Source organism: Mesorhizobium sp. M1328, from assembly GCF_040318075.1.
GTDB lineage: Bacteria > Pseudomonadota > Alphaproteobacteria > Rhizobiales > Rhizobiaceae > Mesorhizobium.
In genome coordinates this window covers 176,272-194,862 of the sequence record NZ_JAMYLO010000008.1, presented here as the reverse complement: position 1 = coordinate 194,862, position 18,591 = coordinate 176,272, and the positions used below count along the sequence as shown (strand labels likewise).

Below are 18,591 nucleotides of genomic sequence, written 5' to 3'. Positions count from 1 at the left end.
CTCCCCGCTATCAGGCCGGCAGGTTTTGCAGCCGGCCTGATGCGGAACGCGCGGTGGCGGCAATTCGACGTCTTCTATCGACCATCTGCGCCGTCTCAAGCTCGGCAAAATATCCGATCGTGCGCATCAAACCTTGCCTGAGCGGCACTTTTGGCGACCAGCCGAGAAGCTTCCTTGCACGGGAAATGTCGGGTTGCCGACGACGAGGATCGTCTTGCGGCAGCGGCAGGAATTTCAAGGCGGATTCGGTGCTGGTCATGCGCCTCACCAGGCCCGCCAGTTGCAGGATGGTGAACTCCCCCGGATTGCCCAGATTGACCGGCTGGCGCGGATTGGGATCGACCTCCATCAACCGGATCAAGCCGTCGACCAGATCGGAAACGTAGCAGAACGACCTGGTCTGCAGCCCGTCGCCGAATATCGTCAGCGGCCGTCTCTCGAGTGCCTGCATGATCAGGTTGGAAACGATCCGTCCGTCCGCAGGGTCCATCCTGGGACCATAGGTGTTGAAGATGCGCGCGACACGGATATCGGCCTTTCCCATTCTCAAATAATCGAAACACAGGGTTTCGGCGGTGCGCTTGCCTTCGTCATAGCAGGCGCGGGGGCCGATGCAGTTCACGTGGCCGACATAGTCTTCCTTCTGCGGATGCTGTTCGGGATCGCCATAAATTTCGCTGGTGGACGCCTGCAGGAACCGGGCGCCGTTACGGGCGGCGAGCTCCAGCAGATTGAGCGTCCCGATGACACAAGTCTGCGTCGTGTGGACCGGGTCGGCCTGGTAACGCGGCGGCGAGGCCGCGCACGCCATGTTGAAGATGCGGTCAACCGGTTCGCCAAGCTCCAACGGTCGGCAAATGTCTTGCTTGATCAGCCGAAAATCCGGACGATTGGCGATCGATGCTATGTTCTCCATGCGGCCGGTAAGGAAATTGTCGACGCAGATCACGCGCCAGCCGGCCTGGAGCATTGTCTCGCAAAGATGCGAACCGAGGAAGCCTGCGCCGCCGGCGACAAGCACGGTCTTGGTCCGTTGCGCCTTTCTTGATAGCTGCATCTCTATCTTCTCCCGTCTGCGGGTCATGCTGCGCTCTCGACGTCCAGATCGAGAACAGAACGTGGCGATTTGGCCTGCGCCAGCAGCGAAACGAATTCGCGGGCTCTTGCGATGCTTGTGTGGGCTGCCAGGATGAGCACGCGCGCCTGCTTGGCCATGGCAAGCCGGGCGCCATCGGACTCCCCGGACAGGATTCCGATTACGTCCTCGGTCCTGCGCGCGGTGTGGATCGTCCGCTCTGGAAACAGGCTGTCCAGTCCGGCCCAGCGATCGCTGATGATCGCCGTGCCGCAGGCGGCTGCCTCGAAGAGTCGCACGCTGGGCGACCATCCGGCCGCGATCATGGAACTGCGCGTGACGTTCAACGTGTAGCGTTGGCGGCTGTAAAAGGCCGCGTGATCTGCCGGCGGCAGGTGTTCGATACGATCGACGTTGTCCGGCCAGACGATTTCGCGCGGATATTGCGAACCTGCCACGACGAAGCGGCGCTCCGGCATGCGACGCGCCGGTTCGAACAGCAGGGCCTCCAGCGTCGCCTGGCGGTCGGGGCTGTAGGTGCCGAGATAGCCGAGATCCCAGCGGATTGGATCACCGGTTCCGTGATGCCGTTCCGGGTCGACGGAGCAGTAGAGCGGCTCGGCCCGCCTCGCGCCGAATTCCGCCGTCAGACGGGCAAGCGTCGGCCCGCCGGTGAAGGAGAAGTACACGTCGAAATACGGGACCTGCCGCCTGGCAATGTACTCGCAATCATCGGTTGAAAGCTTTGCCAGCGTGACCGGCGTGTCGATGTCGTAAAAGCAGAACTGACCCGTGCACAGCGATGCCACGACGTCGATGATTTTAGGGCCTTCCGGAACAAAGGAGCCGACGACCACGATATCGGCATCGCGCAGGCAGCGCGCAAAATTGCGGCGAAGATCGTCGATCGTTTCATAGTAGCGTAACGCGCAGAAATCGGGATCGCGCAGATCCCGATGACTTGCGTACCACGGCACGTCGCGTTCGAGAAAGGTGACGCGGTGGCCGAGTTCGTGGAGACCTTTAAGCAGCCCCCGAAAGGTGGTGGCGTGGCCGTTTCCCCAGGATGAGGAGAGCGACAGGCCAAGAAAGACGATGTCGAGCGGCTTCGTCATTCGGCCGCCTCCACGGTCGGACGCTCGAAATGGCGCCTGAAAATGGCGTCGGCCAAAACGGCCCGTGTCGTATAGGTATGTTCACCAAGCACCCGCCGAAGCGCAGATGCCCCGATCGCCTTGGCCCGTTCGGCGCTAAGGCTTTGCGTGATCTCGGCGACATCCTCGCCATCGCGCGCGACCAGGATTTCCTCGCCGGATTTCAGGAACAGGTCTACACCGAGCCAGGCGTCGGTGATGAGGCATGCGCCGGCGCCCGCCGCCTCGAAAACGCGCGTCGCAGGTGAAAAGCCGTTGGCCGCCATGCTGTCGCGGCTGATGTTGAGGACCGCCTTGGCCGTGACGTTCAATGCATTGTGGTCACGCGTGCCGACATGGCCGAGCCATCGGACATTGGCGGGCATCTGCTTGTCGCCCCAGCCCGATCCGCCGAGCAGGAAGCGCTGATCGGCCGAGCGGCTGGCCGGGTCGAGGAAGAAAGCCTCGACGCGCGCCTCGCGGTCCGGCAGCCGGTTGCCGAGAAAGGCGAGATCGCAGGCGAAGCGCCTATCCTTGCCGACCGGATGATGCGTTTCCGGATCGAGCGCATTGTAGATCGGCACGCATTCGGCCGCCCCCAGTGCCCGATAAGCCCAGACCACCGGGTCGCCGCCGCCATAGGTCAGCACGAGGTCGATTTCCTGCAGCGCGCGATGCAGCGGATGGTCGGGCTCGTCGCGCAACTGGCCAAGCGTCGCCGGCGCATCGACATCCCAGAATACGGTGAGCGCATCGGCACGGGCGTGATCGAGCACCGCCCGCAGCAGCGCGTCGTCGGCGAATCCGACGCCACTCGCCTTGACGACGATATCCGCCTCCGCCGCCCGCGCCGCCACCTGCATCATGGCATGCGGGGTGGCCTCGTAGACGACGACGGCACACCAGTCCGGCGCTTCGATGTCGCGATTCTTCTGGCGATCGTAGACGTCCGGCTCGTAGAAGGTGATGTCATAGCCCAGCTTGGCCAGGGCCTTGAGCAATCCGCGGTAATAGGTGGCCGCGCCGTTCCAATAGGTCGACAGCAGGCTCGATCCGTAAAATGCGATCTTCATTCGGCGGCCTCCTTTGCAAGGATCGTGTCGGCGGCTTGGCGGTGCCCGCATTCGGCGAGCACGCCGAACAATTCATCCGCCCGGTGCCGGCATGTGTGCCGTGAGCGGATCGTCTCGAGGCCCGATGTCGCCAGAGATGCGGCGAGATCCGCGTCACGCAGCACGGCGCGAAGATGATGCCGCATCTCGAAGCCGGTGTTTGCAAACAGGAAATCGGTGCCCGGCCTGAACAGACGTTCGACATCGGACCACGGCGCCGAAACGAGTGGGATGCCGCAGGCGAGCGCCTCGAACATGCGGATGGTCGGGATGCCGGGCAGGCTTTCGCGATATGGACGCCGCGGGATGTGAACCGTGATGCGGTTCGCCGCGAATGCCTTCGGCACGTCGGCATTGGCGATCCAGCCTTCGTAGCGCAGGCCGGCGGCGGCGAGGTCGGCGAGCGCCTCGCGTGGATAGCGGACGCCGTGGACAGTGCCGCTCAGGCCAAGCTCATGCACCGGGTCGACCAGGAATTCCCTGATTTCGGTGCTGCGCTCGTCGTCGCCCCAATTGCCGATCCAGATCAGGTCGGCGCTACGCTCGATTTCAGGATGGGGCTGGAACAGATGGTCATCGGCTGCCTCGTGCCAGGTGAAGACCCGCTTGCCCCATCCGGCGCGAAGATAGCTTTCCCGCAGCGCCTCGCCGAAGGCGAGCACGCCATCATAATGTTCAAGCTGCAAGGCGGAAATCGCTTGCGTGGCCGAGATGGCGCGATGGTGCGTGTCGTGGAACAGCAGCGTGAAACGGCCGCCAATTGCTTTCGCCCTTCCCAGCCGCGCGACAAGGTCCGGCTCGGTCCACTCATGCACGATCACCACATCGGCATCGGAGATCCAGGCTTCGTGGTCGAAGGCGGTGTCATAGGTGACCGGCATCAACTCGGGAAAATCCTTCCGGAATCGCTCGATCGCGAAGGACCCTTTCTCGGCCAGCAGGTTCGACCGGCTCCAGCCGTCGGCCGGCTCCAGCGCAATAGCCTGGTGCCCGCGCGCGACCAGCTCACGCATGATGCCGCGCAGGAAATGTGCGTTGCCGTGGTTCCAATCGGAAACGATCGAATGGGTGTAGAACAAAAACCGCATAATCAACTATCCGCCACGGTGGCCAGGGCCGCCTTGTCGTAGACGCCGCGCATGGCGGTCGCCTGTCTTGCCAATGAAAATCTGCGGCTTCGGCGGGCGGCTGCTTCACCGAGCTCTCGCCGGCGCTGCGCGTCGCTGCAAAGGCTATTGATGCATCTGGCGAGATCGCCCGGATCGCGCGCGTCGTAGAACATGGCCGCGCCGTCCCACAGTTCGCGATAGGTCGAAATATCGGCGAGCACCAGGGGCGTCGCCGACATCGCGGCTTCCAGCGTGGCCAGACCGAACGGTTCGTAGAGCGACGGCGATACGAAAATGCCGGCCCGGGCCATCAATGAGCGTACCTCTTCATGTGGCACCGGCCCGACGGGAACCGCATGACTGAAGCCAACATGCTGGCCGTCCGGGCCTTGCAAGGAGCCGGCAACGAAAACCGGCCATTGCGTCAGGGAGGCGGCCTGGTCAAGCACCGCCGCGTTCTTTCCTTCATCCCACCAACGCGCGGCGGCAAAAACGACCGATTCCCGCCTCTCGCCCTTCGCGCCGGGCCGCGCGCCGTTGCCGACGACGCTCAGCCGCGTGATCGGCCCGTAGCAGGTTTCGAGCATGTCGGCATGGCTGCGGCTCGGTGCAACGACCATGCCTGCTTTGTCGAAACCGCGCCGGTTGCGCTCCTTCTGCCAGGCCCATTCGCCGTCCGCCGCCTGTCCCTTGACGGCGTGGAACCATGTCACCACGCAGGAATGCGACACCGCCACGACTGGGCAGGGCACGTCGAGCCCCGCCGCCTGCGTCGGCGCGTTTAGATGGACGATTTCGATGGCGTAGTCACGGATGAGTGGGTGCAGCCCCTGCTGCAATGCGTCGAGGTCGTGCTCGTTGCGGGTCATCCAGTCGGGCGGCGTGTTGAGCCACGTCAGCGCCGCGAACGACTGGGCCTCTTCGGCCTGCTGCCTGGACGGTTCCGGACCAAGCCCGGCAAGCACAACGCTGTCGCCGCCGGCGACCAGTTGCCTGGCCAGATCGAGCGCATAGCGCCAGACGCCGCCAACCGCATCGACAGTCATCAGGATACGCCGTGGCGGGCTCAGTGTCCGCAACATGTGGCCTCCAATTCGGCCAGCGGACGCGGACGCTTCTCCTGGATGTCGCTGAACGTTCGGAAGGATGCGAGGTAATGTTCATGCGCGCGCTCCCAGGCGAGGTCATCGGGCTCGCCCCAAAGTTCGCGGTAGCTCGGCGAACTCGGATAGGGATAAAGCGGCACCGGTTCGTTGGCCCAAACGCCGTTGTCGATCAGGTGCTTTCGCCAATAGTCGACCAGCGCGGGGTCGTCCTCGACCACGCCGATCAGATTGGCCTGCACGAACGGCACGTGGCGCCTTGCGTCGACCAGCAACGCAGCTAGTTCCTCGGTGCCCAGCCGGCAGCGTTTTGCCAGCATGGCGCGGCCTTCCACCGTCAGGCTTTCGAGGCCCGCCTCGATCGAGACGCAACCGGCGGCACCGAGCAGCTTCAGCAGTTCCGGCTTCCAGAGGTCAATACGGGTCTGCACGCCGAACTTCACATCGCGATCGACCAAGGCCTCCAGCAGCGCCTTTTGCGGCAGGAAGATCTCATCGATGAAGTAGATGTAGCCGACACCCTGTGCGATCAGCCGGTCGATCTCTGCGATCACCGCCTCGTGGTTCCTGCGGCGGTAAGCATCGCGGAAATCGATCTTGGCGCAGAAGCTGCAATTATACGGGCAGCCGCGCGACGCCTCGACCTCCGCGCCAAAACCGACCTGATCATCGTCGAAGCGGTGATGATGGTGCTGATGGGCGGCAATCCAGTCCGACGGCCATTCGAGCGCTGGGTGATCGATGAACGAGCTCGCATGCACGCCGCCGTTCGAAACCAGTTCTCCATCCTTGAAATGGGCCGTGGACGGCACTGCGCTCCAGTCGTCGCGCCGGGCAAGTTCCGCGACCACTTCCTCGCATTCGCCGCGCACGACGATGTCGACGCCAAGCTTGCGCAAAGTCGGCGTCGGCGTCGCCGAGCCATGTGGCCCGATAGCGACGGTGCGGCCGCCGCGCCCGGCAAGATGGTTGAGGAAATCAGCCGGCACGCGCAACTCGGGCGGTGCGCAGCGCCAGAACAGGTAGGTCGGCGCGGTGCTGACGACGGTCATGCCAGGCTCGAAGGCGGCGACGCGATCGGCAAGCGCGGTGTTATCGAGCTTCTGGATCTGCCCGTCCAGCATCAGCACCTTGTGGCCGGCGGCTTCGAGCAAGGCTTTCGAATAGCCGAGTTCGAGCGGCAGATGCGGCTGCCGGCAGCCGAAATAGATGCTGTCCTGGTAGGTCCAGGACGGATTGACCAGAGCGACCTTCATGCCACGTACCTCGCCGGTTCGGGATGCGGGTCGAGGCGATGACGCTGCAGCCAGTCGGCGAGGTCGCGAATGCCGTTTCGCCACGAGACGTGCGCTTTCCATCCCAGCGCCGCCTCGATCGCGCGTGTGTCGGCGACGAAGAACGGTTGATCGCCGGTGCGTTCGCGGTCGTAACGGATCGGAACGTCCCGTTTCGTTATGTCGCGAATCTCCTTCAGCAGCATGCGCAGGCTGACGGCGTTGTCCGGTCCGCCGCCGAGATTGAATGCTAGGCCCTTGACTGCCTCGATCCGGTCGAGCACCGCGCGGTAAGCCGCAACCGCGTCGGCAACGTGGAGGATGTCGCGCACCTGCTTGCCGTCGCCATAGATGGTGATCGGCCGGTCGGAGAAGGCGCTGAGCAGGAAATGGGCGACCCAGCCCTGATCCTCCGTCCCGAACTGGCGCGGGCCATAGATGCAGCTCATGCGCAGCACCGCCGTCGGCAGATCGTATGACTTGGCGTAGTCGAGGACATATTGGTCCGCCGCGCCCTTGGAGCAGCCATAGGGCGTGCAGAAATCGAGGCCGCGCGTCTCGTCGACGCCGTGCGCCCGGATGCCCGCGTCGCAAGGCGCGTATTTGCCATCCTCTTCGCGCATGGCGAGGTCAGCGAGGCGGCCATAGACCTTGTTGGTGCTGGCGAAAACGACGGGGATGCGCTTGCCGCCGCGGCGAGCGGCTTCCAGGACGTTGAATGTCCCGCGCAGGTTGATGTCGAAATCCTCGTCCGGCCGAACCAGGCTCGTGGTGACGGCGGTCTGCGCGGCAAAGTGGAAAACCGCCTTCGAACGCGCCACCAGCGGCATCAGCGCCTCGGTGTCACGGATATCGGCGATTTCGGCGGCGAGGCGGTTGCCGTGCTTTTGCGTCAGCCATTCGAGATTCTGCTCGACGCCGGGACGGCTCAGATTGTCGATGACCAGCACCGGTTCGCCGTCCGACAACAGACTGTCGGCGAGGTTGGAGCCGATAAAGCCGCTGCCGCCGATAATGGCGACGGGCGCTTCGCGAAAATCGGGTGAATCCGGTCTCATGACACCAGCCCTCGCGCTTCGAGTTCCCGCTTCATCTCGGCGCTGCGATCGATGGCGACCGTGTTGCGCACCCACGCGACGAAATCCCCGAGCGAATGCTCCAGCCGGTACTGCGGCTGGAAGCCGAGCAGTTCGCGCGCCTTCGAAATGTCGGCAAAGCAGTTGCGGATATCGCCGGAGCGTGCCTTGCCGAGGATTTCCGGCTGGCGGCCAGGCACGCCCATTGCTTCGGCGAGCAGTCGGGCGACGTCGCTGACCGCGTAGGCTCGCCCGCTGCCGATGTTGATGACATGGCTGCGCGCCTGGGGCTGTTCCAGCGCCAGCCGGAAGGCGCGGGCAACGTCGCGCACATGCACGAAATCGCGCTTCTGTTCGCCGTCCTCGAAAATCAGCGGCCGCTGGCCATTGGCGATGCGCGAGGCGAAGTTCGCCAACACGCCGGTATACGGGTTCGAGAGCGCCTGTCCGGCGCCGAAGACATTGAACAGGCGCAGCGCCACCGCGTCGACGCCGTAGGTTTCGCCGAAGATCAGTACGGCGCGTTCCTGGGCGTATTTTGTCAGTGCGTAGATCGAGGCGAGATCGACCGGTTTCTGCTCGTCGGTCGGCAGCGGCGACAGGACTTCACCTTCCGGCGACAGGGGATTCCATTGGCCGCTGCGGATGTCGTCCGGCTGCCGTCTTGCATTGTCGATGCGCCGGCCGTCCGGCGTGGCATAGAGACCCTCGCCATAGACACTCATCGACGACGCAACGACGATCCGTTCGATCGGCCGTTTGATCAGTGCCTCCAGCAACGTGGCGGTGCCGAGGTCGTTGGCGCCGACATAGCGGGCGATCTCGTACATGGACTGGCCGACGCCCACTTCAGCCGCCAGGTGAATGATCGCGTCGACATCGTCGACCGCCTCCGTGATGGCGTCGCGATCGCGAACGTCGCCTTTGATCAGCTTGGCGCCTGGCGGCAGGCTGATTGCCTCGCCGCCATGCACCTGGTCCAGCAGTGCATCGAGAATTGAAACCCCATAGCCATGTTCAACGAGTTCCTGGGCGACGTGGCGGCCGATAAAACCGCAGCCTCCCGTGACCAGTATACGTTTCACGACAACTCCTCATACGAATGGCTTTGCCGCCCCAAACTTCCGGGCGAAAGGTTTGTTCCCTTGCTTCAACAAAGTTCAGGAGGCTCGCCGGGGTAGGTTTCAACCAGGCGTGGGAACATCGAAGGCTGCTTGGTGTTAGGAGCCATGTTCGACCAACCGCGCGCACATGCCGGGCAGCGATGCATTTGCTGGTTGTGCAACGCGGGGGATCTCGCGGTGGAATCGAAGGGAGATTGCGATGTCTGAATCGAAGACGACCACCGATCACGACGAAATCCGCCGTTGGGCCGAGGACCGCGAGGGGCGGCCAGCGGTGGTGCGCACCAAGGGCGAGGGCGGCATACTGCGCATCGATTTCGGCGAGCCTGAAGAGACGTTCGAGCCCGTCGAGTGGGACGAGTTCTTCAGGATATTCGATGAGAACGAACTGGCCTTCCTCTACCAGGATGAGACCAGCGGCGGAAAAACCAGCCGCTTCAACAAATTCGTCGAACGCAGCCGGAAGTAGAGTCGCGACAAACAGCGGCTGCGGTCAGTGCAGCAGGCTTGGCCCGCGTGCCCTGACGATGTTTCGCATGATGCCGTTGAGCCAGTCCTCGGTGGAGGAGCCGGATCGTCTCTTGTCGATTTCGCCGATGGCCTGCTCGAGCGTTCGCTCGACCAGCCGGTCGGAAGCATCCATGTCTCCCAGCAGCAGACGTGCCGCGAGCCGGAGCTTAGGCAGCAGCGAAAATACGTCGTCTGAGGGCTCGGACGCTCGGCCTCCCTTCGATGCCGTCGTCTCGGCTGGGAAAAGAGCATCGAAAACAGCCTGGCCGTCCGAGGATTTTCGGAGGCTGCTGGCATACCGGAGGCGCTCAGGAATAACGATGTCTTCGTCGCCGCTGAAAAACACGAACGGCACGCCACGGCGCATCAACTCGTCGGCGATCGGGAACACTCGTCGGCCGTTGAGATTGACGTCCAGGATCGCGGCTTCCGCCTCATCCGTATGTTTCGATGCCTGTTCGATCGTCGCCACTGGGCCAAGCACGACGGCGCCCATCTTGCTGAAATAACGTGCAAGATCGCCCGCCAGCATCCATTCGTCCTCGACGATCAGGATATGCAAGCCTTGCAGGTCGCGCACCTCATTGTTCCTTCTTCCTGCGGGTTTTACGGCCGTCGGCGCAGACTTGTTCAAAGTGGCTGGCCAGGAGCTCTTGCAATCGTTCCGCGAGCGCGAGCAGGCGAGGCGGAATGTTTTCAGATACGGGGAACTTGGTCAGATCCGGCGAGGGCAACAGGATTTGCTTAGCCCGCTTTATTTCAGGTGGTCGTTTTGCCATTGGAACCGCCTCCAAAGTCAAATGTTAATGCCCACCGGCGGTGCTTTGTTCCGTTGGTAGACTATTCGCTGGCCTGAGGCTCGGCCCGGTCTTAACCTAAGGCCCGATTTGACGGTCTCGTGTTCGCGGCTGTTACCAGAGGCGTGGCGTGGCATTCCAGAATGGAAGATTTCCCGTTGTCGGCGTCGGCGCATCGGCCGGCGGCATTCCCGCGATGGAGGCCTTGTTCAAAGGACTGACCGGCGGCACCGGCATGGCGTTCGTCGTCGTCACGCATCTCAGCCCGGAGCGGGAAAGTCTGCTGCACGAGGTCATCGGACGTTACACCGAAATGCCGGTCGTCGTGGCCGAGGAGGGCGTGGCGGTCCAACCGGACCAGGTCTATGTGATGCCGCAAAACGTCGTCCTCACCATCCGCAAGGGCGCGCTTTCGCTGCGCCGGCCGAACACGCTCAACCGCGAGCGCAAGCCGATCGACATCTTCTTCAGCGCATTGGCCGAGGACCAGGGCGAGTATGCCGTCGGCATTATCTTGTCGGGTGGCGATTCGGACGGCACGCTCGGCGCCAGGGCAATCAAGGAGCATGGCGGGCTGACGATTGCCCAGGCGTCCAATGGTTCCGCCCCGCGCAATCCGGACATGCCGCAGAGTGCGATTTCGAGCGGCCTGATCGACATAGCGGCGCCCGCCGAGCAGATCGGGGCAAAGCTTCAGGCGTTTGCCCGCGGCTTCGAGGTGCTGAGCGGACTGGCCGAAGCGGACGACGAGCACAAGGCCGAGATGGATCGGGCCCGCGATGAAATCTACGCCATTTTGCGCAGCCATTCCGGGCACGACTTTTCCGGCTACAAGCCCAAGACGTTCCTGCGTCGCGTAAAGCGGCGCATGCAGATCACGCAGCTGCAGTCGATCACCACCTACATAGAGCGGCTGAAGAGGGATCCCGACGAGGTGGCGAAGCTGTTTCGCGACCTGCTCATTAATGTCACCAGCTTTTTTCGCGACGCCGAAGCGTTCAAATTGCTGGAGGACAAGATCATACCGCAGATTTTCGAAGGCAAGAGCGCCTCCGATGCGGTGCGCGTCTGGGTGCCCGGCTGCGCCACTGGCGAGGAGGTATTCTCGATCGGCATGCTGATGCGCGAGCGCATGGAGAAGCTTTCCGCGGCGCCGCGCGTCCAGATATTCGCGACCGACATCGACGAGCCGGCGCTCGCCGTGGCGCGTGCGGCGCGTTATCCCGAAGCGCTGCTGCACGGGCTATCGGCACAGCGCAGGCAACGCTTTTTTCACAGCGACGGCGAGAGCTATGTGCTGGGCCAAGAGGTGCGCGAACTCTGCATTTTTTCGCCGCACAGCGTTATCCGCGATCCTCCCTTCTCGCGCATCGACATGATTTCGTGCCGCAACCTGCTGATCTATTTCGGCCCGCACATCCAGAACCGGGCCATTCCGATCTTCCATTACGCGCTGAGGCCGGGCGGTTATCTGTTCCTCGGCACGTCGGAAAGCGTCGGTCAGCACGGCGACCTGTTTGCCACGGTCGACAAGAAGCACCGGATATTCCAGGCGCGGGAACATGCCACGCCGCGGCCGCCGGTCCTTATCGGCAATGGCCGCGCGGATGTCCGTCCGGTCGGACGCGGCGGCTCGAAGAACGATGCCGCCAGTCATTCGCTCCGCCAGGCGATCGAGGCTCAGGTGCTGGAGCGGTTCGCCCCGCCTCACGTGCTGGTCAATGGCGATGGCGACATCGTCTACTATTCGGCACGGACGGGCAAATATCTGGAAGCGCCGCAAGGCGCCCCGAGCCGGCAGCTGCTGACCCTGGCCCGCCGCGGGCTGAGACTTGAGCTGCGCGCCGCGTTGCGGGAAGCAGCCACGACGCGCCGCACGGTCGTGCGGGAGAACATAGCTGTCGACGAAGACGACGGACAGCTTCAGTTCATTACACTGACGGTCGAACCGTACACGGAGCGCGGCAATGGCGAGCCCCTCTACCTCGTCCTGTTCAATCCGGTGGGACAGGCCCAGCTACGCTCCGAGCGGGCACGCGAAAGCCGCGGCACCGACGATGCGGCCGATCTCGAACGGGAGTTGCGCGACACACGCGAGCGGCTGCAGTCGACCATCGAGGAATACGAAACCGCGCTGGAGGAAGTAAAGTCTTCGAACGAGGAACTCGTCTCCGTCAATGAAGAGGCGCAGTCGACCAATGAGGAGCTTGAGGCCTCGAAGGAGGAGATGCAGTCGCTCAATGAAGAGCTCAACACCATCAACGCGGAGCTGACTGGCAAGATAGAGGAACTCGATCGCGCCAACAGCGATCTCAGAAACCTGTTCGAAAGCACGGAAATCGCCACCATCTTCCTCGACCGCAACCTTGTGGTGCGGACCTTCACTCCCGCCGCGTCGTCGTTCTTCAACTTGCGTCCATCCGATGTCGGCCGACCGCTGACCGATCTTTCGAGCCGGCTCGACTACCCCGAGCTGAAGCGGCACATCCAGGCGGTGTTCGAGACGGGAGAGACCCTGAACCATCATCTCACGCGCGACGACAAGGGCCGGTTCTACCTGGTTCGCATCAACCCTTACCGGGACAAAGGCGGCAGCATCCAGGGCGTGGTCGTGACCCTGATCGACGTGACGACACTGGCGCAGGCGGAAGAGCGTCAGCAGGTGCTCATCTCGGAGCTGAACCATCGCGTCAAGAACATGCTGGCGGTCGTCGCCAGCATCACCAACCGGACACGTGAAAACTCGGCGTCGAAAGACGAGTTCGCCGACGCCTTGATCGGCCGGCTGCAGGCGATGTCACGAGCCTACAGTCTGCTCTCGCGAGAAAGCTGGACCGAAGCTTCCGTCGAGGAACTGCTGCGCCAGGAACTCGATCCCTTCGGGGCCGAACGGTTCGAACTCCATGGCAAACGGGTGAGCCTCAAGCCGGTACAAGGGCTTTCCTTCGGCATGGCAATCCATGAACTGGCGACGAATGCCGCTAAATATGGCGCACTGTCGAAACCTGCCGGGCGGATAGTCGTAAAATGGTCGGTCGCAGACGGAACCTTCAGGCTCACTTGGCGCGAGAAGGGCGGCCCCCGCATCAAGGAGCCAACCGACAGCGGCTTCGGCCTTACCCTTCTACGTGGCGAAATCGGCTACCGGCTGGGCGGAAAGGTTGAAACAACTTTCCACTCAAATGGTTTGGAGGCGGAAATCGCATTCCCTCTGACCCGCGAGGGCTCGTCGTGACCGGACAGATGCGCGTGCTGATCGTCGAGGACGAATGGCTGATCGCCGACGACGCGGCGGCTTACCTGCGCAAAGCCGGCCATCAGGTGGTCGGGCCTGTTTCGTCGGTGACGGCAGCACTCCGGCTCGTTGGCGAAGGCGGCATCGACGCGGCGTTACTGGATATCCAGTTGAACGACGAGACCAGCTATCCGATCGCGGAAGCGTTACGGACCTGCGGTGTTCCGTTCGCCTTCCTCTCTGGGTATGGCGAACGCGAAATTCCGGCCGGGTTCCGCACTTGCAGGATCGTGCAGAAGCCGGCGAGCCAGAGTGCGATCCTGAATGCCGTGGATGAACTCGCGCGAGCCTGCTGAGGTCACGATTTTGAAAGTCGCGCCAGGTCACATCGGCGTGGTGCGTGCCCGCCGCGAATAACGAACGCCTATGCAACAATCCGCACCGGTACCGATTTGGCGGCCGGAACATGGGCCTTCTCGGCTCTGTGCCACAAAGGAATCAGCGGGTTGAGCTCGGGATAATAACCGGCGCAATTTCCTTCCGGCACCGAGAAAGGCGTGATGCGCAGCCCGCGCACGCGGCGCTCCACACCATCCTGCGCATTGGCTTCGAGATCGACTTCCTGTCCCGCGCTCAAACCGAGGCGCTGGATATCCTTTTCATTCATCAACAGCACCATGCGTGTGCCGCTGATGCCGCGCAGCCGGTCGTTGTAGCCGTAGACGGTCGTGTTGAACTGGTCGTTGGAGCGCACCGTGATCAGTGTCAGCACATCGCGGCCGGCGACATCGATGTCAGGGTCGGTTTCAAGGCCACTTGGCAGCTTGAAATTGGCCTTCTTGTTCGGCGTCTCCCACACCCGCTTGCTCGCCTTGATGTCGCGATGGAAGCCGCCGGGCGTCAGGAAACGCTCGTTGAAGTCGCGGAAATGTTGGGGGTAGCAGCGCTCGATTTCGTCGCGGATGCGGGAATAATCCCCAACCCACTCGTCCCATGGGATCGAACTCCTGCCCGGCAATGTCGCCTTGGCAAGCTCGGCAACGATCCTGGGCTCCGAAAGCAGATGTGGCGAAGCCGGAGGTCGCGACCCGAATGAGCCGTGGATACAGGCGGTGGAATCCTCTACCGACACCCTTTGGTCGCCGCTCGCCTGATGATCTCTTTCCAGCCGTGACAGGCAAGGCAACAGATAGGTTGTCCGGCTGGTGATCAGGTGGCTGCGGTTGAGCTTGGTCGCGATCTCGACATGCAGGTCGAGCCCCGCCAGGCTTTCTCGACCAGGCCGGTTTCCGGAACGGCCCGCACGAAATTGCCGCCGAGCCCAACGAAGCCCCTGACCGATCCGTCGATGACGCCTTCGCAGGTCTCGACCGTATCGAGACCTTTCTCGCGCGGCGGTTCAAAGGCGTAGAATTCGGCGAACTTGTCGAGCGGGACGAGCTCGGGTTTTTCCGATATGCCGACGGTGCGCTGCCCCTGGACATTGGAATGGCCGCGCAACGGCGAAATGCCGGCGCCGGGTTTTCCGATATTGCCGCGCATCATCAAAAGGTTGCACAGCATCTGGACGTTCTCGGTGCCGTGCCGATGCTGGGTCAGGCCCATGCCGTAATTGCCGATCACCGCGTTGGAATGGCTGTAGACCTCGGCGACATGCTCCAGATCGGCCTGCGCAATGCCGGATCGCGCGACGATATCGCTCCACTGGGTGTTGCGCAGGAAGGCTTCGAACTCGGCGAAGCCATGCGTGTGTTCGGCGATGAAAGCCGTATCGAGGACACGCGTCCTGCCGCTCTCGCGGGCGGCATCGTCGAGGGCCAGCAACGCCTTGGCGATACCCGTCATCGCGGCGATGTCGCCGCCCGAACGAACCTGGAAGAAGTCGCTGGACATTTTGGTGCCCGGTCCGGGCGACAGCATGTCGAGGGGGTTTTGCGGATTCTTGAAGCGCTTCAGTCCCCGCTCGGGCAAGGGATTGAAAGTGAAGACGGGCACGTTGCGTTGACGTGCCTCTTGCAGCGGATGCAGCAGGCGCGGCGCCGTCACCCCGGTATTGTGCCCGAAGAAGAACATCATGTCGCATTTCGCAAAGTCTTCGAGCTGCACGGTCCCGACCGGCGAACCGATCGATTCCGGCAAGCCGACCGAGGTCGATTCATGACACATGTTGGACGAATCGGGCAGGTTCGAAGATCCATAGATCCGCGCAAAAAGCTGGTACATGAAGGAGGCCTCGAGCGAGGCCCGGCCAGACGTGTAGAACACCACCGATTTGGGATCGAGCCGCCGCAGTTCGGCAGCTATGTCGCGGAACGCGTCGTCCCAGGAGACCGGCTCGTAACGGTCAACGGCGGCATTGTAGCGCATCGGCTCCGTAAGCCTGCCCTGCTTCTCCAGATCGTGGTCCGGCCAATCGAGCAGTTCCGCCACCGAGTACTCGGTGAAGAATGCGGGTTCGCAGCGCAGCTTGGTTTGGTCCCACATCGTCGCCTTGGCGCCGTTTTCACAGAATTCGAAAGGCCTCGGCTGGGCTGGCTTTGCCCATGAGCAAGACATGCACATATAGCCGTCGGCCTTGTTCTGCTTGAGCAGCGTGCTCCATATCCCGGACAATAGCAGGCCTTCGCCTCGCGCCTTGCGGACCAGGGATTTGAGCGATCCCCAGCCGCCTGTCGGGTGGTCGTATTTCTTGGTTTCGATGCGATCGGTTACGGCGGGTTTCATGCGAGCCACTCCCTGTAGAAGAGCACTCATACGAACCCGCCGTGAGGCTGAATGTTCCCGGCCGGCTCCGTCCCGTCACGCCGTCCGTCTACCCGGAACCATTTCCGCCATCGTTTGTTCGGCTAAAAGAAAGGAGCCGTGCGAAATGGAGCGACGTAACGCGTTAATTGCGATGGTGATTTCGGCCATCATCATCGTCGGCTTCCTCATAGGTTTTTTGTACGGCGATATGGGCTGGCAAACCTCGCCGCTCAAAAGAGCCCCTGAGCAGAACCAGGGTGGCAATGCTCCGGCCGACACCTCGCCTGCCGCCGGCATCAAGAAGAACCCTAAGGAAAATACCGAAATGCCAGGCCAGCAGTGAAGGCGAGTCCAGCAATGAAGTTAGCCAATGCCACGAACTGAAACGGGTTCCTGTTTTTGCGGCGCCATAACGGCGCAAATGCGCGGCGAGCCGTTCTGGGTTTGCTCCGATCACGATGACGACTGTCGCAAGGCGATAGGGAGCCCGCTAATGGTGTGGGTCGGTTATCGGCCTTCTGAATTCACATTGCTCACCGGCACACCGAAGACCTTTTCGAAAACCCCCGGCGTGCTCCGGTCCTTCTGCGCGGATTGCGGAACATCGATCGGCTATATCGACCAGGGCCTGCCCGACGAACTCTATCTGGCGATCGGCTTTCTCGATCACCCCGAACGCTTTCCGCCACAGGCCCACGCATATTGGGACATGAGGCTGCCCTGGGTCGACTTTCCAGATGAGCTGCCGCGGGTGGGGACGTATTCGAGGCAGCGAGATCCGGCCTTCGGAAATCCGGCGGAACGCTAGCTTTCGATCCCCTCGCTGGTTGGAAAACGTGCCATTCGGGGCTGCGTACGAAAACGACGATTGGCGCGCGGCTGAAAACGCGCGATCATGTGCCAATGGGCCGCCGTTTGGATGACAAGCTCGATTGCAAGGCGTGCGGGACGATCCTGATGGAGATTCCCGACAACCCGAAGGATTCGACGCCGATCTATTGCAGCAATTGCGGCGGCTATCTCGGCGAATGGGGCGATCTGCAGGAGGACTTCTTCAGGCAGGCTTTCGGCGCCCAGGCCTTCGATCTGAACAACGGAAACATCATCAAAAAATAGTCCTGGATTGTGCCGGCCTCCCGCCGGTCATGCCACGGCCTGTGGACCTGGCTCGTTGCGGCAACCGCCCTTCGTATCGGACCCTCGGGAACCTTTCTCCCGAGCCGTTTGTTTTGGGTGGCGGAAGGAGACACGCCATGAGCACAAAACCTCCCCCTGTGCCGCCGAAGAATCTGAGCCCAAAGGGCGCCGGTGACAAAAAATCGGTAGCGGCCGACCAGGCACCGCAATCTGCCGTTCCGGATCCCGACAAGCAGGGCCAGCAAGGCAATACGAAGGTCAACACCACTCATCAAGGCAACGTCCAAGATCGCTAGGCCATGTCCACGTCGAAAAAAACTCCTGCCAGCATCCGCCAGGGCGGTCCTGGCGCCGCGCACGAAAACGCCAAGAAGGCGCTGAGCGTCGAAAAGCCGCCGGCCGACTCCGACCGTCGCAGCCACAGCAAGGTCTCCGGCGGCGGTGGCGAACGCGACAGCCACCATACCCACGACCCCGAAAAGAAAGGCGACACTCGGCCCGCGCATCAGGACAAGTGAAATCGGATGGGGACGCGGAGATCGGTAGAGCTCGAGCGAAATGTCAGCGGGGACGTCGCGCCGAGACAATCGACACGACGTTGTCGACCTTTGCTACCGGGACCACCGGCAAGTCGAACAGCATCGGAAGCCCCCGCGTCGCGGCCATTTCCACGATCAGCTCCTCGATGGATTGATCGGTCAGACGGGTCTCGACGCTCCGCCGGATCATCGCTGCAAGTTTATGGACTGGCACCGGCACCGACTTCGCCCGGTCGTCGAGCAGCTTGCTGATCTCTATCACGAGGTCAGCGTCGATATTCCTGGGCAAGTCTCGCATAAGCGCCTCCTCGCCAACGAAAAGCCCGCCGCACCTTTCGATACGGCGGGCGATCCAGTAATGCGCACCGGCGAGGGGATCGGGGGTGGGCGTGCCGGCGCGCGCAGATCGCAAGTAATTTTAGTTAAATCCGCCAGCTTGGATGTGTCACGGAAAAACGTCTGTACGTTTTTTCCGAAGCGAGCGGATCGTTAGCTGTCCCCGCCGTCGCCCGGCGCGGCAGCACGCATGGCGCGCTCCGCACCCTCCGGACAGCGAGCTCTAAACAGTATACATTATAAACTTAAAACATCTTGCCAGGCGATCCAGCCTGTGCTCCACTTC

General features: G+C 62.5%; 19 protein-coding genes and 1 pseudogene. 8 read left to right on the top strand and 12 right to left on the bottom strand.

The window, feature by feature from the left end; translation table 11 throughout:
• Positions 1–10: 10 nt before the first annotated feature.
• From NKH23_RS17180 to NKH23_RS17145, 8 genes are read right to left on the bottom strand one after another with little or no spacing between them, the layout of a single operon-like run.
• Positions 11–1,057 carry a UDP-glucuronic acid decarboxylase family protein gene (locus NKH23_RS17180; RefSeq protein ID WP_352717729.1) on the bottom strand — a complete coding sequence of 349 codons (1,047 nt, stop codon included), beginning with the start codon at positions 1,055–1,057 and terminating at the stop codon, positions 11–13.
• A gap of 23 nt (positions 1,058–1,080) precedes the next feature.
• Positions 1,081–2,190 carry a CgeB family protein gene (locus tag NKH23_RS17175; protein ID WP_352717731.1) on the bottom strand — a complete coding sequence of 370 codons (1,110 nt, stop codon included), beginning with the start codon at positions 2,188–2,190 and terminating at the stop codon, positions 1,081–1,083.
• Positions 2,187–3,281 (bottom strand): CgeB family protein, encoded by a 1,095-nt coding sequence (locus NKH23_RS17170; protein WP_352717733.1) that lies wholly within the window; start codon positions 3,279–3,281, stop codon positions 2,187–2,189. The genes NKH23_RS17175 and NKH23_RS17170 overlap by 4 nt, the downstream gene beginning before the upstream one ends.
• Positions 3,278–4,408, bottom strand: a complete 1,131-nt coding sequence (locus NKH23_RS17165; RefSeq protein WP_352717735.1) for a CgeB family protein — start codon at positions 4,406–4,408, stop codon at positions 3,278–3,280. Before NKH23_RS17165 ends, NKH23_RS17170 begins: the two co-directional genes overlap by 4 nt.
• A 2-nt stretch (positions 4,409–4,410) precedes the next feature.
• Entirely contained in the window at positions 4,411–5,511 is a 1,101-nt protein-coding gene (locus NKH23_RS17160) for a glycosyltransferase family 4 protein (protein WP_352912871.1), read from the bottom strand.
• A complete protein-coding gene (locus tag NKH23_RS17155) occupies positions 5,496–6,788 on the bottom strand; it encodes a TIGR04295 family B12-binding domain-containing radical SAM protein (protein ID WP_352912870.1) in 1,293 nt (430 codons plus the stop codon). Before NKH23_RS17155 ends, NKH23_RS17160 begins: the two co-directional genes overlap by 16 nt.
• Positions 6,785–7,864 (bottom strand): NAD-dependent epimerase/dehydratase family protein, encoded by a 1,080-nt coding sequence (locus NKH23_RS17150; RefSeq protein ID WP_352717739.1) that lies wholly within the window; start codon positions 7,862–7,864, stop codon positions 6,785–6,787. Before NKH23_RS17150 ends, NKH23_RS17155 begins: the two co-directional genes overlap by 4 nt.
• The gene (locus NKH23_RS17145) at positions 7,861–8,967 is read right to left on the bottom strand and encodes an NAD-dependent epimerase/dehydratase family protein (RefSeq protein ID WP_352717741.1); all 1,107 of its coding nucleotides are present in this window, start codon (positions 8,965–8,967) and stop codon (positions 7,861–7,863) included. The genes NKH23_RS17150 and NKH23_RS17145 overlap by 4 nt, the downstream gene beginning before the upstream one ends.
• Positions 8,968–9,205: 238 nt before the next feature.
• Between NKH23_RS17145 and NKH23_RS17140 the strand changes: the two genes are divergently transcribed.
• Positions 9,206–9,475 carry a hypothetical protein gene (locus NKH23_RS17140; protein WP_352912868.1) on the top strand — a complete coding sequence of 90 codons (270 nt, stop codon included), beginning with the start codon at positions 9,206–9,208 and terminating at the stop codon, positions 9,473–9,475.
• Positions 9,476–9,499: 24 nt separating this feature from the next.
• Here NKH23_RS17140 and NKH23_RS17135 read toward each other — a convergent pair whose 3' ends face one another.
• Together NKH23_RS17135 and NKH23_RS17130 are read right to left on the bottom strand one after the other, a co-directional pair.
• The gene (locus NKH23_RS17135; RefSeq protein ID WP_352717743.1) at positions 9,500–10,096 is read right to left on the bottom strand and encodes a response regulator; all 597 of its coding nucleotides are present in this window, start codon (positions 10,094–10,096) and stop codon (positions 9,500–9,502) included.
• A gap of 1 nt (position 10,097) precedes the next feature.
• Positions 10,098–10,295: a hypothetical protein gene (locus NKH23_RS17130; protein ID WP_352467976.1), complete on the bottom strand. Its 198-nt coding sequence runs from the start codon at positions 10,293–10,295 to the stop codon at positions 10,098–10,100.
• A gap of 148 nt (positions 10,296–10,443) precedes the next feature.
• Here NKH23_RS17130 and NKH23_RS17125 point away from each other — a divergent pair, with 148 nt between their 5' ends.
• Both NKH23_RS17125 and NKH23_RS17120 read left to right on the top strand, forming a co-directional pair.
• Positions 10,444–13,548: a CheR family methyltransferase gene (locus NKH23_RS17125; RefSeq protein WP_352717745.1), complete on the top strand. Its 3,105-nt coding sequence runs from the start codon at positions 10,444–10,446 to the stop codon at positions 13,546–13,548.
• A complete protein-coding gene (locus NKH23_RS17120; RefSeq protein ID WP_352717747.1) occupies positions 13,545–13,904 on the top strand; it encodes a response regulator in 360 nt (119 codons plus the stop codon). Before NKH23_RS17125 ends, NKH23_RS17120 begins: the two co-directional genes overlap by 4 nt.
• 68 nt (positions 13,905–13,972) lie before the next feature.
• Here the strand turns inward: NKH23_RS17120 and NKH23_RS17115 are convergent.
• Positions 13,973–16,272 (bottom strand): annotated as a pseudogene (locus tag NKH23_RS17115) (FdhF/YdeP family oxidoreductase).
• 145 nt (positions 16,273–16,417) lie between these two features.
• On the opposite strand from NKH23_RS17115, the gene NKH23_RS17110 reads away from it, so the two are divergent.
• From NKH23_RS17110 to NKH23_RS17090, 5 genes are all read left to right on the top strand, one after another.
• Positions 16,418–16,636 (top strand): hypothetical protein, encoded by a 219-nt coding sequence (locus NKH23_RS17110; RefSeq protein ID WP_254818791.1) that lies wholly within the window; start codon positions 16,418–16,420, stop codon positions 16,634–16,636.
• Between the two features lie 27 nt (positions 16,637–16,663).
• Positions 16,664–17,101, top strand: coding sequence for a GFA family protein (locus tag NKH23_RS17105; protein ID WP_352912867.1), 438 nt, complete (start codon positions 16,664–16,666; stop codon positions 17,099–17,101).
• A gap of 149 nt (positions 17,102–17,250) precedes the next feature.
• Entirely contained in the window at positions 17,251–17,409 is a 159-nt protein-coding gene (locus NKH23_RS17100) for a hypothetical protein (protein WP_352717753.1), read from the top strand.
• A gap of 137 nt (positions 17,410–17,546) precedes the next feature.
• The gene (locus NKH23_RS17095) at positions 17,547–17,726 is read left to right on the top strand and encodes a hypothetical protein (protein WP_292657139.1); all 180 of its coding nucleotides are present in this window, start codon (positions 17,547–17,549) and stop codon (positions 17,724–17,726) included.
• Between the two features lie 3 nt (positions 17,727–17,729).
• The gene (locus tag NKH23_RS17090) at positions 17,730–17,948 is read left to right on the top strand and encodes a hypothetical protein (protein ID WP_352717755.1); all 219 of its coding nucleotides are present in this window, start codon (positions 17,730–17,732) and stop codon (positions 17,946–17,948) included.
• A gap of 43 nt (positions 17,949–17,991) precedes the next feature.
• On the opposite strand, the gene NKH23_RS17085 is transcribed toward NKH23_RS17090, so the two are convergent.
• Positions 17,992–18,267 (bottom strand): hypothetical protein, encoded by a 276-nt coding sequence (locus NKH23_RS17085; protein ID WP_352717757.1) that lies wholly within the window; start codon positions 18,265–18,267, stop codon positions 17,992–17,994.
• Between the last annotated feature and the right edge of the window lie 324 nt (positions 18,268–18,591).

Coding starts and splice junctions, on each gene's coding strand:
- NKH23_RS17090 (WP_352717755.1), top strand. CDS start 17,730: ATGTCCACGTCGAAAAAAACTCCTGCCAGCATCCGCCAGGGCGGTCCT.
- NKH23_RS17160 (WP_352912871.1), bottom strand. CDS start 5,511: ATGTTGCGGACACTGAGCCCGCCACGGCGTATCCTGATGACTGTCGAT.
- NKH23_RS17180 (WP_352717729.1), bottom strand. CDS start 1,057: ATGCAGCTATCAAGAAAGGCGCAACGGACCAAGACCGTGCTTGTCGCC.
- NKH23_RS17170 (WP_352717733.1), bottom strand. CDS start 3,281: ATGAAGATCGCATTTTACGGATCGAGCCTGCTGTCGACCTATTGGAAC.
- NKH23_RS17105 (WP_352912867.1), top strand. CDS start 16,664: ATGCCACGAACTGAAACGGGTTCCTGTTTTTGCGGCGCCATAACGGCG.
- NKH23_RS17100 (WP_352717753.1), top strand. CDS start 17,251: ATGGAGATTCCCGACAACCCGAAGGATTCGACGCCGATCTATTGCAGC.
- NKH23_RS17095 (WP_292657139.1), top strand. CDS start 17,547: ATGAGCACAAAACCTCCCCCTGTGCCGCCGAAGAATCTGAGCCCAAAG.
- NKH23_RS17130 (WP_352467976.1), bottom strand. CDS start 10,295: ATGGCAAAACGACCACCTGAAATAAAGCGGGCTAAGCAAATCCTGTTG.
- NKH23_RS17150 (WP_352717739.1), bottom strand. CDS start 7,864: ATGAGACCGGATTCACCCGATTTTCGCGAAGCGCCCGTCGCCATTATC.
- NKH23_RS17140 (WP_352912868.1), top strand. CDS start 9,206: ATGTCTGAATCGAAGACGACCACCGATCACGACGAAATCCGCCGTTGG.
- NKH23_RS17085 (WP_352717757.1), bottom strand. CDS start 18,267: ATGCGAGACTTGCCCAGGAATATCGACGCTGACCTCGTGATAGAGATC.
- NKH23_RS17155 (WP_352912870.1), bottom strand. CDS start 6,788: ATGAAGGTCGCTCTGGTCAATCCGTCCTGGACCTACCAGGACAGCATC.
- NKH23_RS17175 (WP_352717731.1), bottom strand. CDS start 2,190: ATGACGAAGCCGCTCGACATCGTCTTTCTTGGCCTGTCGCTCTCCTCA.
- NKH23_RS17165 (WP_352717735.1), bottom strand. CDS start 4,408: ATGCGGTTTTTGTTCTACACCCATTCGATCGTTTCCGATTGGAACCAC.
- NKH23_RS17110 (WP_254818791.1), top strand. CDS start 16,418: ATGGAGCGACGTAACGCGTTAATTGCGATGGTGATTTCGGCCATCATC.